General features: G+C 67.4%; 12 protein-coding genes and 1 pseudogene. 10 read left to right on the top strand and 3 right to left on the bottom strand.

Going from position 1 to position 14,967, the window contains the following annotated elements:
- Positions 1-102 precede the first annotated feature (102 nt).
- From rfaD to ACIQ51_RS01870, 3 genes are read left to right on the top strand one after another with little or no spacing between them, the layout of a single operon-like run.
- Positions 103-1,137 (top strand): ADP-glyceromanno-heptose 6-epimerase, encoded by a 1,035-nt coding sequence (gene rfaD / locus ACIQ51_RS01880; protein WP_396203306.1) that lies wholly within the window; start codon positions 103-105, stop codon positions 1,135-1,137.
- Positions 1,138-1,145: 8 nt separating this feature from the next.
- On the top strand, positions 1,146-2,672 hold the full coding sequence (locus ACIQ51_RS01875) for an ABC transporter permease subunit (RefSeq protein WP_396203305.1): 1,527 nt from the start codon (positions 1,146-1,148) through the stop codon (positions 2,670-2,672).
- Positions 2,669-3,460 carry an amino acid ABC transporter ATP-binding protein gene (locus ACIQ51_RS01870; protein WP_396203304.1) on the top strand — a complete coding sequence of 264 codons (792 nt, stop codon included), beginning with the start codon at positions 2,669-2,671 and terminating at the stop codon, positions 3,458-3,460. Before ACIQ51_RS01875 ends, ACIQ51_RS01870 begins: the two co-directional genes overlap by 4 nt.
- Before the next feature lie 19 nt (positions 3,461-3,479).
- On the opposite strand, the gene ACIQ51_RS01865 is transcribed toward ACIQ51_RS01870, so the two are convergent.
- A complete protein-coding gene (locus ACIQ51_RS01865) occupies positions 3,480-4,925 on the bottom strand; it encodes a glycogen synthase (protein WP_396203303.1) in 1,446 nt (481 codons plus the stop codon).
- A 95-nt stretch (positions 4,926-5,020) separates the two neighbouring features.
- On the opposite strand from ACIQ51_RS01865, the gene glgC reads away from it, so the two are divergent.
- Positions 5,021-6,283 (top strand): glucose-1-phosphate adenylyltransferase, encoded by a 1,263-nt coding sequence (gene glgC / locus ACIQ51_RS01860; RefSeq protein WP_396203302.1) that lies wholly within the window; start codon positions 5,021-5,023, stop codon positions 6,281-6,283.
- A gap of 84 nt (positions 6,284-6,367) precedes the next feature.
- Positions 6,368-6,751: a hypothetical protein gene (locus tag ACIQ51_RS01855; RefSeq protein WP_396203301.1), complete on the top strand. Its 384-nt coding sequence runs from the start codon at positions 6,368-6,370 to the stop codon at positions 6,749-6,751.
- A gap of 18 nt (positions 6,752-6,769) precedes the next feature.
- Here the strand turns inward: ACIQ51_RS01855 and ACIQ51_RS01850 are convergent, their stop codons facing one another.
- The gene (locus ACIQ51_RS01850; RefSeq protein ID WP_396203300.1) at positions 6,770-7,720 is read right to left on the bottom strand and encodes a serine hydrolase; all 951 of its coding nucleotides are present in this window, start codon (positions 7,718-7,720) and stop codon (positions 6,770-6,772) included.
- 452 nt (positions 7,721-8,172) lie between these two features.
- Here ACIQ51_RS01850 and ACIQ51_RS01845 point away from each other — a divergent pair, with 452 nt between their 5' ends.
- Both ACIQ51_RS01845 and ACIQ51_RS01840 read left to right on the top strand, forming a co-directional pair.
- Positions 8,173-9,618: a nitronate monooxygenase gene (locus ACIQ51_RS01845; RefSeq protein WP_396203299.1), complete on the top strand. Its 1,446-nt coding sequence runs from the start codon at positions 8,173-8,175 to the stop codon at positions 9,616-9,618.
- A 131-nt stretch (positions 9,619-9,749) separates the two neighbouring features.
- A complete protein-coding gene (locus tag ACIQ51_RS01840; RefSeq protein ID WP_396203298.1) occupies positions 9,750-11,237 on the top strand; it encodes an aminopeptidase P N-terminal domain-containing protein in 1,488 nt (495 codons plus the stop codon).
- An 83-nt stretch (positions 11,238-11,320) separates the two neighbouring features.
- On the opposite strand, the gene ACIQ51_RS01835 is transcribed toward ACIQ51_RS01840, so the two are convergent.
- Positions 11,321-11,767, bottom strand: coding sequence for a hypothetical protein (locus ACIQ51_RS01835; protein WP_396203297.1), 447 nt, complete (start codon positions 11,765-11,767; stop codon positions 11,321-11,323).
- 153 nt (positions 11,768-11,920) lie between these two features.
- Here ACIQ51_RS01835 and ACIQ51_RS01830 point away from each other — a divergent pair, with 153 nt between their 5' ends.
- The 3 genes and pseudogenes from ACIQ51_RS01830 to ACIQ51_RS01820 all read left to right on the top strand — a co-directional run.
- On the top strand, positions 11,921-12,457 hold the full coding sequence (locus ACIQ51_RS01830; protein WP_396203296.1) for a hypothetical protein: 537 nt from the start codon (positions 11,921-11,923) through the stop codon (positions 12,455-12,457).
- 190 nt (positions 12,458-12,647) lie between these two features.
- Positions 12,648-14,135, top strand: coding sequence for an amidohydrolase (locus tag ACIQ51_RS01825; RefSeq protein ID WP_396203295.1), 1,488 nt, complete (start codon positions 12,648-12,650; stop codon positions 14,133-14,135).
- Positions 14,135-14,967 (top strand): annotated as a pseudogene (locus ACIQ51_RS01820) (hypothetical protein); the annotation flags it as partial. The gene ACIQ51_RS01825 and the pseudogene ACIQ51_RS01820, both read left to right, overlap by 1 nt.

Here is a 14,967-nt window from a genome sequence, read left to right as displayed (position 1 = left end):
ACCAGAGGCGGTCGGCGCTGTCAATTCACGCCGCTCGTGTGAAAGGCCCGGTCCGGCTACTCTTCCTGCATCTTTGCCCCGTCCTCGATCATGTCCGGTCACGTGCCATCACCCCGCCCACTGACACTGCCTGCCGCACCGCCGCGCCTCCCGTCGCGGGTCCTCGTGACCGGCGGCGCCGGGTTCATCGGTAGCGCCCTCGTCTGGGCGCTGAACGGACTGGGCATCGAGCGCATCGTGGTCACCGATCGCCTCGGCACCGACGAGAAGTGGCGGAATCTGGTCCCGCTCCGCTTCGAGGATTACCTCGAGGCCGACGACCTCATGCCGGCGCTCACCCGCGGGGCCCTCGGGGACTTCGACCTCGTCTTGCATCTCGGGGCCTGCTCGGCCACCACCGAGACCAACGCCACGTATCTGGCCAAGAACAACTTCGAGTACACCAAGCACCTCGCCCACTGGGCACTGGGGCACGAGGTGCGCTTCGTGTACGCCTCGAGCGCCGCGACCTACGGCGACGGCGCCCAGGGCATGGAGGACGCCGACGACAGCACCCCGGCCCTCTCGCGACTGCGCCCGCTCAACGCGTACGGGTACTCGAAGCACCTCTTCGACCAGTACGCCGCAGCCATGGGGGTACTCCCCAACGTGGTGGGGCTCAAGTACTTCAACGTGTACGGCCCCAATGAGGCGCACAAAGCCGACATGCGCTCGCTCGTGCACAAGGCCCACGGCCAGATCACGGAGACGGGGCGCGTCAAGCTGTTCCGGTCCCACCGCCCGGACTTCCGCGATGGCGAGCAGCGTCGCGATTTCCTATATGTGAAAGACGCGATCGCCATGACGCTGCACCTGGCCATGACCCCCACCGCCGGCGGCCTCTACAACATCGGCAGCGGCATCGCGCACACGTGGCTCGACCTCACCGGCGCCCTCTTCAGCGCGCTCGGCCGCACCCCGGCGATCGACTTCATCGACATGCCGGAGTCGATCCGCGCCAAGTACCAGTACCACACCCAAGCGTCGATCGACAAGCTCCGCGCTACCGGCTATACCGCCGCCGTCACCCCGCTGGTCGATGCCGTACGCGACTACGTGCAGGGGTATCTCGTGGGCGATCGCCGCCTCGGCGACTGACGAGCCGCGTGTCGCGCCGCGCCTCGCTGGTCGCGCTCGGGCTTGCCACCATCATGCTGGTGGCATGCGCGCCGTCCGGTCCGGCTACGGACGCCCCCGCCGAGGCGCCGCGCCAGCCGCTGCTCCGCTGGGGGGGCGACGCGGAAGGCGGCGCCCCGTTCGTGGAGGCGGACCCGGCGGACCCGGCCGTGGTGCGCGGCTTCGATGTGGAACTCGCCGGCTTCATCGCCGAGGGGTTGGGGCGCCGGCCGCAGTTTGGGCAGGTCGCCTGGGCGTCGATCGAACAGTCCGTGGCCCGCGGCGATTTCGACGTGGGCATGTCGGGGCTCGAGGATCGCGAGGAGCTGCGCGCCCGCTATGCGGTCAGCCTCCCCTATTTCGAGTTCCGCGAGGTGCTCGCCGTGCGCCCCGGCGACTCGGCCCGCGTGCACGCCCTCGCCGACCTCGCCGGCAAGCGCGTGGCCACCCTCGGCAGCACCATGGCCTACCGCCTCCTGCTCGAGGCCGAGCAACGGCACGGCGTGGTGCCCGTCAGCTACGACGACGATGTGCACCCGTACACCGACCTGCTGGAAGGGCGGGTCGATGCGGTGCTGCTCGATCATGTGATTGCCGAACGGGCCCAGCGCCGCACGCCGGGCTTCGTGATCCAGCGCGACGTCATCGCGCGCGGCCACTACGTGGCGGTCTTTGCCCGGGAGCGCGCAGCGCTGCGGGACTCCGCCGACGCCATTCTGCGCGAGCGCATGCGCGATGGTGCGCTGGAACGGACGTTCCGTCGCTGGGGGGTGTGGGACGCCGAGCAGGCCGCGTATCAGCGGCAGCTGCTGTCGTCTGCCGAGGCCCCCAGCACGCTGGGCACCAATCCAGAGAAGGTGGCACGCCCGGCGACGGGCGCGGCAACCGTGATGGCCTACCTGCCGGCACTTGCGCGCGCGGCAGCGATCACGCTCGGCATGTCGTGCGCGGCCATGCTGCTGGCGGTGCTGCTTGGCGGGGCGATTGCCGCGGGGCGTGTGTACGGTGGGGTCGTAACACGCGCGGCGCTGGCCACCTACGTCGAAATCGTGCGCGGCACCCCGGTCCTGCTGCAGCTGTTCGTACTGTACTACGGTCTCAGTACCATGGTGCGCCTGCCCGCCCTCTTGGCCGCGATTATCGGACTCGGGCTCAACTACGCCGCCTATGAGTCGGAGATCTACCGTTCGGCACTCCTCGCCATTCCACGGACGCAGCTCGAAGCCGCACGCACGCTGGGGCTCTCGGAGTGGCAGTGCTTCCGTCTCGTGCGTGGTCCGCAGGCGCTGCGACTCGCCCTGGCGCCTATGACCAACGATTTCGTGGCGCTGCTCAAGGACTCCTCGCTCGTGAGCGTGATCACCGTGGTGGAGCTCACGAAGCAGACGGCGATCTACGCCACCAACGCAGGGTCGTGGCTGGTGCCTGGCCTCCTCTGCGGCGTGATCTATCTGGCGATGTCGTTGCCGCTCTCCCGGGTGGCCCGCCGTCTCGAAGCGCGATGGAGCGTGCGATGAGCGACGCGATAAGCCGTGCGGTGAGCGGTGCCCCTGTGCTCGAAATCGATGGCCTGCGGCTCGCCCGCGATCAGCGCGAGGTGCTGCGGGGCGTGTCGCTTCAGCTGCAGGCCGGGCAGGTATGCGCGCTCATGGGGGTGTCGGGCGCCGGTAAGAGCACGGTACTCCGCGCCGCCGTGGCGCTCGAGCCCTTCGACGCTGGTCGCATTTCGGTCGACGGGGTATCGCTCGTGCCCGGGCCCGTCCCGCGCGAATCAGCGCTGCGGGGGTTGCGACGCAAGGTGGGGATGGTGTTCCAGCAGCACGCGCTGTTCTCCCACCTCACCGTCCGCGAGAACGTGATGCTCGCTCCGGTGCACGCCATCGGGGCCGTTCCGCATGATGCGACCAGCGCGGCACACATGCTCCTCGAGGCGCTCGGGGTGGCGCACCGCGCCGATGCCTATCCCAGCCAGATCTCCGGCGGTGAAGCGCAACGTGTGGCGATCGCGCGCGCCCTCGCACTCGACCCACCGGTTCTGCTGATGGACGAACCCACTGCGGCACTAGATCCCGCGCGACGTGGCGCGCTCGCCGGCACACTGCGCGAACTCGCCGCGGCCGGGCGCGCGCTCCTCATCACCACGCACGACGTGGCATTCGCGAAGGCCGTCGCCGACACCGTGGCCGTGCTCGCGCACGGCGAAGTAGTGGAACTTGGCGACGCCCGTCGGGTGCTCGACGCGCCAAGCCACGCAGCGACGCGCGACCTGCTCAGTCACGAACGGGGATCGCCGCTGCCGACATGAACGGCCACGATGACGGCCGTTACGCCCGCCCGATCAACTGACGCGCCCGCGCATACACCCCGGCGTACTGTCGGGCGGCGGTGCCCCACGAGTGGTCCTCGCGCATACCGCGCTCGCGCATCGGGTCCCACGCGGCGCTGTCGCGATAGCACTGGAGCGCGCGCCAGAGTGCATCGCGGAACGCGCCGGGGTCGTAGGGATGGAACACGAAGCCGTTGCCGTCGGGCGCCTCGCGCACCGTGTCCACCAAGCCGCCGGTGGCGCGTACCACCGGCACGCTGCCGTAGCGCAGCGCAATCAGTTGCCCCAGACCACACGGCTCGAAGCGCGACGGCATGAGAAACAGGTCGCTGCCCGCGTAGATGCGTTGCGCCAGCCCCGCGTCGAAGCCGATGGTCACCGCCACCCGATCCCGGTGTCGCGCCGCCTGCTGCAGGAACCTGTCCTGCCACTCCGGCTGGCCGGTGCCAAGGATCACGAGCTGCGCGTCCGTCTCGCCCATGAGCCATGGCATCACGCCGTGCAGCAGGTCGAGCCCTTTTTGCTCCACCAATCGCGACACGATCCCCAGCAGCGGACGGGCCGGATTCACCTCCAGACCGCAGGCCTCCTGCAGCGCCGCCTTACAGGTGGCCTTCCCCGCCATACGCCCGGCGTGGTACGGCGCGGCGATATACCGGTCGGTCGAGGGGTCGAAGACGGCCGTATCGATGCCGTTGAGGATCCCCGTGACCCGATCCCCGCGACGCCGCAGCAGGCCATCGAGCCGCTCGCCGTACTCATGCGTCATGATCTCGCGCGCATACGTGGGGCTGACCGTGGTCACCACGTCGGCGTAGAGAATGCCGCGCGCCATGCTATTGAACGAATTGGCGATCCCCGGCCCCAGGCCGTTCTCCACCAACCCGCCCTCGCCGAGGCCGGCAAGGTGCGCCACGTCGGGGTGCACCTGCCCCTGATACGCCAGGTTGTGAATGGTGAACACCGTGGCGATATGCCCGAAGGTGTACGCGTAGTAGCTCTTGAGGTAGTTAATGACGAGCGCCGCGTGCCAGTCGTGGCAGTGCACCACATCAGGCTGCCAGCCGTCCACTTCGCGCAGGTGCTGCATGGCGTCCATGACACCGCGGGCGAAGAGGATGAAGCGGCGCGCATCGTCGGGCTCGCCGTAGATTTCCGCCCGCTCGAAGGCCGCCGGGATATCGAGGAAGTAGAGCGGCACAGCGCTCGTGGTGGCACGCCAGATGCGCTGCTCCTCGGCGTGTGCCCCGACCGGCAGGAACGAGGCGCCGATAGGACCCTCCATTGGCACCCCCGTTTCTCGAAGCGCCCGATAGTGGGGCATGACCACCCGCACATCGTGTCCGGCGGCCCGCAAGGCCTGGGGGAGCGCGCCGGCCACGTCGGCCAATCCACCGGCCTTCACATACGGGGCCACCTCGGCGGCCACAAAGAGGACGTTCATCCCCCTACCTTACGCGGTGCGTCCCCCCGACGCAAAATGACCTCTCGTCCCTGCATGCATCGAACATGGTCCCCGCCACCGGAGCAGGCTTCCGCATGACGCCGTGTACCCGTGGAACGCTCGCCCGTAACGCCATGGCGTATGTGCTCGCCGGAGGGCGCGGGTCGCGACTGTACGAGCTCACGGACCGACGCGCGAAGCCCGCCGTGTACTTCGGCGGCAAGACGCGCATCATCGACTTCGCGCTGTCGAATGCGATCAACTCCGGCATCCGGCGCATCGGCGTCGCCACGCAATACAAGGCACATAGCCTCATCCGGCATCTGCAGCGCGGCTGGAACTTCCTGCGGCCCGAGCGGAACGAAAGTTTCGATATTCTTCCCGCGTCACAGCGCGTGAGTGAGACCCAGTGGTACGAGGGGACCGCCGACGCCGTCTACCAGAACCTCGACATCATCGAGGCCTACGGGCCGGAGTTCATGGTGATCCTCGCGGGCGACCACGTGTACAAAATGGATTACGAGCTGATGCTGCAGCAGCACGTAAACCAGGGGGCCGACGTGACGGTGGGCGTGCTCGAGGTGCCACGGCTCGAGGCCACCGGCTTCGGCGTGATGCAGGTGGATGCCGAGGATCGCATCGTGCATTTCCTCGAAAAACCCAGTGATCCGCCGGCCATCCCGGGGAAGCCCGACATGGCCCTCGCAAGCATGGGCATCTACGTCTTCAGGACGCGTTTCCTCGCCGACCTGCTGCGTCGCGACGCGGCAGCTCCATCGTCCACGCACGATTTTGGCAAGGATCTCATCCCGTATGTGGTGGCCCACGGGAAGGCGGTGGCGCATCACTTCAGTACGTCCTGCGTGAAAGCCACCCGCGAGAGCGAGGCCTACTGGCGTGACGCGGGGACCATCGATGCGTATTGGGAAGCCAACATCGACCTCACGTCGGTGCTCCCCGGGCTCGACATGTACGAGCATGACTGGCCCATCTGGACCTACGCGGAGATCACCCCACCGGCCAAGTTCGTGCACGCCGAGGAGGGGCGTCGTGGCTTTGCGCTCGATTCGCTCGTGTGCGGCGGGTGCATCATCTCCGGTGCCGGCGTGTTCCGCTCCCTGCTCTTCACCAATGTGCGCGCGCACTCGTACGCCCACCTCGACGGCGCCGTCATCCAGCCCGATGTGGATGTGGGGCGGGGCGCACGGCTCACGAGCGTGGTCGTCGATCGCGGGGTCCGTATTCCACCGGGCCTGGTGGTCGGTGAGGATCCGGCACTCGATGCCGCGCGTTTCCGACGGAGTGACCGCGGCATTGTGCTCATCACGCAGCCGATGCTCGATCGTCTCGCGACCTGATCGCCATCCCCATCCTGCCACGCTGCGATCCTGCCAATGATCATGTCGAGCCGCCTCACCCGTCGCGCAATACTCTCGTTTCTGATGGCTGGCAGCCTGGCCGCGCTCTCTGGCTGCTACAGAGCCAACAGCGGGAGCGGTCAGCAAACCATCATTCTGCTGGTGAACAACCGCGGCTTTTACGACGTGAACGTGTACGCCATGCGGGCCTCACTATCGAGTGGGCGCCGACTCGGCACGGTCAGCGGGAACTCCCAGGCGACGCTGCGTGTCCCGGTGAACGAGCTGCAGCCCGGGGGCGGGCTGGTGGTCAACGTGCGCACCGTGGGCGGCCGCTACCAGTGGGTCAGCCCCTCGGTGCAGGTAGGGAGCGGCATCGTGGCGCGCCTCGACGTCATTCAGACCGCCAACGGCGAACTCACGCAAAGCCAGATGTATTCCCAGGTCGCACCGCAGCCCGATCGCTGAAACACCCGGTCCGTCGCGCTACTTCGCGGTCGCCGGTGCGCGCCAGTGTGCCACCACCGCCTGCCCGATGCGGGCAATCACGGCATTGCCCTCGCTCTCGCTCCAGTAGCGGGTGTCCTGGTTGTCCTTCGTGAGCACGCACGTCACCACGCGGGCGGGCAGATACAGCACACCGCAATCGGTGCGGGAGCGATCCACGTCGCCGGTCTTGTGGGCGGCACGCACGCCGTAGTTGAAGCGCATCAGTTTCGAGGTGTCCTCGTTGTGCTCGAGGATCTCCAGCATCGTCGAATCAGCCGACGGGCTCACCGCCTTGCCCTGTGCGAGGAGCGTGAACAGCCGCGCCATCTCGTTGGGGGTGGTGACCCCCAGGCCGTACTTGGCAGAGCTGTCCGGAGCCACACTCGCTATGCGGGTCATGCTCCCCGAGTGCACCTTCGTGCGCGGCAGCTGCAGCGCCTCCATTTTCTGCCACACCCGCCGGATCTTGATGCGATCGAGCAGCAGATTGGTCGCGGTGTTGTCGCTGAGGGTGCTCATCAGCCATGCCGCATCCCAGAGACGCATGGTGAACGGCGTGCGCATGAACTGCAGCTGGCCGGCCCCGCCCACCTTGTCGATCGCCGTGAGCACCACGGGATCGTCGAGCGAGAGTTGCCGCTGCTCCGCCAGATCAAAGAGCGCCACCAGCACCGGTACCTTGATCAACGACGCCGTCGAGAACGGCTCATCGCCGCGCCGTTCGAGATGTTCGTCGGTTTCCAGGTTGGTAATGCTGTAGCCGACTACGCCGCGGTGGGCATCGGCGATGCTGTCGATCGTGCGCTTGAGCCCGGGGAGTGCGGGCCCGGGGCGGGCGGACGCTTGGGCGGCCAATGTGTCCGCCAGCCAAGGCACTGACAGGGGGGCCAGCAGGGGGGCCAGCATCACCACGGCGCAGGCGCGCGCGAGAACGGGGAGGAGTCGCATGCCGGGAAACTAGGGTTTCCCTCAGCGCCTCGCTCCCCGTGTGCGGACCCGACCGTCCCTCAACGGCCGACCCACGACCTCGTGCCTCTGGCTCTGGTAACGCCCGAGTGGCGCCGTCCCCTACCTGCGGGCATCGCGCATGACGCGCCCGTCACGTGGCCACGGCCTGCAGCCCCCGGGGAGCCGGGGTATTGCCGAGGCGGCTTGGAAAGAGGAATCTCAAGATCCGCCTAACGGGCTCTGGACGAACACCCCCCACGAGTCCAATCTCCCGTATACATCACTTTGGCTCAATTCGCCCCGACCCTGCCGCGCGGTCCAAGACGGCAGGGTCGGTACTGTTGCGAATTACTCGGGCCCGCCCCGAGGGCCACATTGCGAGGGAACGGGCTGGTCCGTAACCACAGGACCCGCCCCCCTTCGCTGGTCTGTTCTACTTCATTCCCTCCTTCATGGCCTCCGATCCCTTCGTGCCAACCCCAGCGCTCCCCCGCATCATTCAAGGCGGTATGGGGATCGGCGTCTCCAACTGGCGTCTGGCCAATGCCGTCTCACGGCTCGGTCAGCTGGGTGTCATCTCGGGCACGGTGATCGATACGGTGCTGGTGCGCCGACTGCAGGACGGTGATCCCGGGGGGCACATGCGTCGGGCGCTGGCGCACTTCCCCATCCCGGGTGTGGCCGACGAACTGCTGACGCGCTACTTCCTCCCTGAAGGCCGCGCGCCGGGCACACCGTACCATCTCCTGCCCATGTACCGGCAGGTCGTGACCAGCGCCCGCCAGCGGGTCACCGTCGCCGCCGCGTTCGTGGAAACGTGGCTCGCCCGCGAAGGGCACGACAACGCCGTGGGGATGAACCTGCTCACCAAAGTGCAGATGCCGAACCTCCCCACGCTGTACGGCGCGATGCTCGCCGGCGTGGCCACGGTCATCATGGGCGCCGGCATTCCGCGCGAAATCCCGGGGGCACTCGACGCGCTCTCCACGCACAGCAAGGCCACGCTCAAGTTCGACGTGGAGGGGCTGGGCCGCGAGGACGCCGAGTACCTCACCTTCGATCCGGCCGACGTGTGGCCGGAGCACGCGCTGCCGACCGAGCCACTCCGCCGCCCCGACTTCTATCCCGTCGTATCGGCCGTTTCGCTGGCCGCCACGCTGGCCCGCAAGTCGAACGGCAAGGTGAATGGATTCGTGGTGGAAGGCCCCACCGCCGGTGGCCACAACGCGCCGCCCCGCGGGGAACTGAAGCTCGACCTGCTCGGCCAGCCGATTTACGGCGAGCGCGACGTGGTGGACCTGCAGAAGATGGCCGAACTCGGCCTGCCCTTCTGGATCGCCGGCGGTGCCGGCACGCCCGATGGCCTCTGCCGCGCGCTCGAGGCGGGCGCCGCGGGCATCCAGGTGGGCACGCTCTTCGCCTTCTGCGACGAGTCGGGGCTGACACCCGAGATCAAGCGCGACGTGCTGGCCGGCGTCACCGACGGTACCGCGAACGTGCGCACGGACCCGCGCGCCTCGCCAACCGGCTACCCCTTCAAGCTCGTGCAGCTCAAGGGGCACGAGCAGGCAGCAGAGCGCGAGCGCTGCTGCGATCTGGGCTATCTGCGTGAGGCGGTCAAGCGCGAGGATGGCCGGATCATCTACCGCTGCGCCTCCGAGCCGATCGGCACGTTCGTCAAGAAGGGCGGCGCCGAAGGCGAGACCGACGGCCGCAAGTGTCTCTGCAACGGCCTGCTCGCCGACATCGGGCTCCCGCAGCTGCGTGACGATGGTGGCGTGGAACCGCCGATCGTGACGAGCGGCGACGACATCGCCTCGCTGGCCGCCGTCGCGCACGACGGACACTACTCCGCCGGCGATGTGATCGAATGGCTGCAGGCACCGGTGCGCGCCTGAGGCGACTGTCCCGGCATGACGACGAAGGCGCGCTGCGGATGCGGCGCGCCTTCGTCGTTTCGCCCGACACGCGGTTGGGTAACAGGGTAGGTTTCGCCGTCGCTCGTTTCGACCTTACACGCCTCTTCGTCATGCGCTCTTCCCGTTACCTCGCCGTGGCCGCGCTGTTGGCGGTGACCCACGCGCCGCTCCCCGCGCAGCCGGCGCAATCTGCGCCGGCAGACACCAGCATCTCGAAAGCCGAAGTCGCTGCCCGTCGCGCCGCCTTTGCCGAGCGTATCGGCGACGGCGTGGTGCTGGCCTTTGGTGGCCGCACCCTCGTCCACGATTTCACGACGTTCTATCAGCTCGCGGCGTTTCGCTATCTCACGGAGCTGAACGAGCCCGATCACGCGTTCGTGATGGTTGTGCGCAACAAGGTGCCACAGACCACGCTGTTCCTCACCAAGATGGAGCCGCGCACCGCGTTCTATTACGGCACGAGTACCGACTCCACCAACAGCGTGTCGCGTACGGGACTGCCGGCGCGCTCCTTCGGCGCGCTTCCCGCCGTGCTCGACTCTCTGGCCACCAGCGGCCTGCCCTTCTACCACATCCCCGATGTGGAGACGATGGACTTCTCCCGCGCCGACTCGCTCACCCGCGGGCAGGAAACGGTGAAGGCCCTGGCGCGCAAGCACCCGACGCTCACGATCCGCAACGCCATGCCGCACGTACTCGCCGTGCGCGGCAAGAAGTCGGCGGCCGAACTGGCACTCATCCGAAAGGCCGTCGAGGTATCGAGCGAAGGACATCGCGCCGCCATGCTCACGGCCAACCCGCTGCACGAGTACGAGCTGCGCGCGGCCATCGAGTACGAGTTTACCCGACGCGGCGCCGAGCGCGTGGCCTATGGGTCCATTGTGGGATCGGGGTACAACGGCACCACGCTGCACTACATGAAGGACATGGATCCGGTGAAGCCGGGCGATCTCGTGGTGATCGATGCCGGCGCCGAATATCGCGGATACGCCGCCGATATCACGCGCACCATTCCCGTGAGCGGCACCTATACCGCGGAACAGCGGCAGCTCTATCAGTTGGTGCTCGACGCACAAAAGGCCGCGGAGCGCAACTCGAAGCCCGGCATGAGCATTCGCGCCGCCGCCGACAGCACCGTGGTGGTACGTACCAAGGGACTCGCGGCGCTCGGTCTCATCGAAAGCGCAGACGCGCAGTACGACCCGCCCTGGCGTGTGGACTGCACAGCCAACCCTCAGGGATGCAAGCAGGCCAACCTGTGGATGATCCACGGCATTTCACACGGCATCGGCCTCGCCGTCCACGATCCGCTGCAGGGTGATCTCAACGGCGGCCGCTTCGCCGAAGGCGACGCCTTCACCATCGAACCCGGCATCTACGTGAGTACACGCGCCCTCGACGTGCTGCCGGACACACCGCGCAACCGGCAGTTCAAGGCCAAGGTGCTGGCGGCGGTGAAGAAGTACGAAAACACGGGCATACGCATCGAGGATGACTACATCATCACCGACAAGGGGCTCGAGCGCATTTCCCTCGTGCCACGCGAGATCCCGGAAATCGAAGCGTTGATGAAGCGGCGGCGTGTCATCCAGCCCTGACATCGCGTGAACGGCAGCGCGCCCGATCGCTGAGGTTGCGCACCGCATCGGGCGCCACGTACACGGCCGACACGTCGTAAGCGTCAGCGCTGCTCGGAACGCCGTTTGGACGCCATGGCCCCCGCGGCGATCAGCGCAAACGGACTCACCGTGGCAATGAACACGCTCGCGATGAACACCGACGTGCGCGCCGGGATGGTCGCCGGCGAGTTGTCGGGTTCACCACGAATCAGCGTAACGAGGAGCATCAGCACCGGCTGCGTGGCCAGCAGCACGGCGGCCCACCGCCAGGGGCGTTCCGGACGCAGCCATCCGGACGCGCCGGAGCCGAGCATCACGAACAGTAGCCAGAGGAGCTGCACCGCCCCCTGCGGGATACCCATGCCTGTGAACCACGGGGTGGCATCGATAATGGCATACGCCACCACCCCCATCGCCACAGCCAGGGCAACCGACTGCGGGGCGGAGAGCGTGGACGGCAATTCCTGTGTTTCAGGCTGCATGAGGCGTTCGCTGGAGATCCGGGCCATGTGCACTCTGCTGACGTACCGAGGGCACCACCTGCAAAATAAGCGGCTGGAGGCCCATGGTGACCACACCACCACGGCGGGGCGTGGCATATGTTTCAGTGGCGGGCCGCGCCTGTCGCGGCAGCGGCCGATTTCCATTCGTGCGAGGAGCCAGTGCGCATCAGCAGGATGCTGCCGTGGTTGGTGTTCGTAACGCTGGTGGTGTTCAGCGTGGCCGTGTACCCCGAGCTGCCCGATCGACTCGTGACGTCGGTCGGCGCCTCTGGCCAGGCAACGCACCTGCGTGCGAAGACGCCGCTCGTATGGGGGATGCTGCCGGTCCTGTCGCTTGGTGTGCTGGGGATGATGCAGTGGATCCGCGCGCGGCTCCCCGCTCGCCCCGACCTGTTCAACTTCCCCGGCAAGGAGGATCTGCTGAAGCTCCCGAGGGAGCTGCATCCGCCTATCGTCGCCATGATGCAGCAGTTCATGGACGCCATGGCGGCGTTTACGATGCTCGTCATGCTGGCCGCGCAGGTGCTGCTGTGGCACGCCTCACGGGGTGGAACAAGCAGCGCGGGCACGATCCTGCTGATCGTGGGTCCGTCGCTTACGGTGCCGTTCACGTTTCTCTATCTGCAGCGGGTCACCGACGCGGTGGAGCGGGCCCGGCGCGAATGGGAGAGCCGGCGGCCTCCGCGCGCGGCGTAGCGCCGCCCACGCCGCGGCGCGTCGAGCAACGGGTGCTCGCACAGGTGGCTGGGGACGATGCAGATGCGCACCTGCCGGTCATGACAGAGATCGGCGGCGGGCTCGAACCGAAGCGGTCCCCGCCGCGGGACGGTACAATTCGGAGAGCGCGAGGAGCGCACATCTGTTTTCACCTTACGAGGTCTGTCCGATGGGTCGATCGAACCTCCTGCCGGCGCGCGCCGCGCGCCGGCTCGCCACCGCCCTCCTGGCGGCACCGCTGCCCGTGCTGGCGCAGGCCCCGCTGCCGAAGCCTGCGTCCAACACCACGCCCATGCTGGCCGGCCTCGACGCCGCCGCGGAACGGTACGCCGGGATCGCCAAGCAGATCTGGGGCTTCGCCGAGGTGGGATACATGGAGGAGCAGAGCTCGGCCCTGCTGCAGTCCGAACTCAAGCGCGCCGGCTTCCGCGTGACGACGGGGACCGCGGGGGAGCCCACGGCATTCGTCGCCGAATACGGCAGTGGCAAGCCGGTCATCGCCATCCTTGGCGAGTTCGATGCGTTGCCCGGGCTTTCCCAGGATGCGGTCCCCGAGCGCAAGGCCCTTCGCGCCGGCGGGCCTGGTCACGGCTGCGGCCATCATCTCTTCGGCACCGCCAGCACCGCCGCCGCGATTTCCGTGAAGGCGTGGATGGTGGCCAACAAGGTCACCGGCACGATCCGCATGATCGGTACGCCAGCCGAAGAAGGCGGATCGGGCAAGGTGTACATGGTGCGCGATGGGGTGTTCAACGACGTGGATGCGGTGATTGCGTGGCATCCCGGCGACGAGAACGCAGCCACGGGCGAACGCACCATGGCCAACATCACCGGCAAGTTCCGTTTCCATGGCATCTCATCACACGCCGCCGGTGCCCCAGAACGTGGCCGCTCGGCGCTCGACGCGGTCGAAGTGATGAATACGATGACCAACTTCCTGCGCGAGCATGTACCGGACGGGACACGCATACACTACGTGATCACCAATGGCGGCAAGGCCCCCAACGTGGTCCCTGACGAGGCCGAGGTGTACTACTACGTCCGTCATGTGGATATGAACGTGGTGAAGAACGTCTGGGGGCGTGTGGTCGATGCGGCCAAGGGGGCATCGATCGGTACCGGTACCACATACGATCTGCAGCTCATCGGCTCGGTCTACTCGCTGCTCCCCAACGAAACGCTGCTGCGCATCAAGCAGCGGGCGCTCGAAACGGTGGGCGGCTACACGCTGACCCCTGAGGAGCGAGTGTTCGCCGAGACGCTGCAAAAGAGTGAGGCGTTTGTACCGGTGGCGCTCGAGGCCACCCAGAAGATCAAGCCGCTCGTAGTGGGGCAGCCTGGTGCCGGCTCCACCGATGTGGGAGACGTGAGCTGGATGGTGCCCACTGTGCAGCTGTCGGCGGCCACGTGGGTGCCCGGCACGGCGGCACACTCGTGGCAGGCCGTGGCAGCCGGTGGCATGAGCATCGGGGCCAAGGGCATGATGATCGCCGCCAAGACCATGGCGCTCACGGCGGCCGACCTGTTTGCCGTGCCAGCCACGATCGCCGCCGCGAAGAAGGAGTTCGATGCCAAGCGTGGACCGAACTTCAAGTACGAAACCATCCTCGGCACCCAGAAGCCGCAACTCGACTATCGCAAGGGAACGACCAACTGATGCCGCACCGCTCGAGCAGCCGTCTCGCCGCCTCGTCGCTCGTCCTGGCCACCGCGCTGTTTGCGTCGCTGGCTGACGCCCAGGACACCCGTCCACGCACGCGCGTGCCGGCCACGCGCGGTACCGCGCGTCCGTCGCCCGTGCGTGTGCCGGAGGCCGACAGCCTCCTGCCCTGGTCGCAGCAGATCACCATCCGCGAGCAGTGGCTATCGAAGCGGCACGAGATGCTGCTGCCCATGATGCGACGCCATGGGGTGGGCATGTGGGTCGTGGTAAATGAAGAGTTCCACGATGATCCGCTCGCGCAATACGTGGCGCCGCCGCGGCCATACACCGGCAATCGCGATTTCTTCGTGTTCATTGATGGTGGCGCCGAGGGGCTCAAGAAGTACGCCATTACCGGGTACACCGAGGAGAACCTTGCCCGGTTCTTCGATGCGCCGTTCACGGAGCCCCGTCCGCCGGCCACCACGCTCCGCGATTTGTACGCCAAGTACAAGCCCGCGACGATCGGTCTTGGTATTCGCGGCACGCGCGGGCAGACGCGCACCCTTGGCTACGACAGCTATCGATTCCTCGCGGAAACCCTCGGCCCGGACGCCGAAAAAACGTTCATGAGCAGTGGGGAGCTGGTGCAGGAGTACCTCGACACCCGTCTCCCCGAGGAGATGTCGCACTATCGCACGGCCGTGATGGTGACCGAGGCGATCGTGAAGCGCGCGCTGTCGAACGAGGTAATCACGCCGGGCAAGACGACGGTGGGCGATGTGCGTCGGGCGCTCTTCGATATGCTGTGGGCCGCCGGGGTGCGGACGTGGTTCCAGCCGGACCT

The organism is Gemmatimonas sp. (genome assembly GCF_044344655.1).
Lineage (GTDB): Bacteria > Gemmatimonadota > Gemmatimonadetes > Gemmatimonadales > Gemmatimonadaceae > Gemmatimonas.
This window is presented reverse-complemented; position numbering and strand designations above follow the sequence as displayed.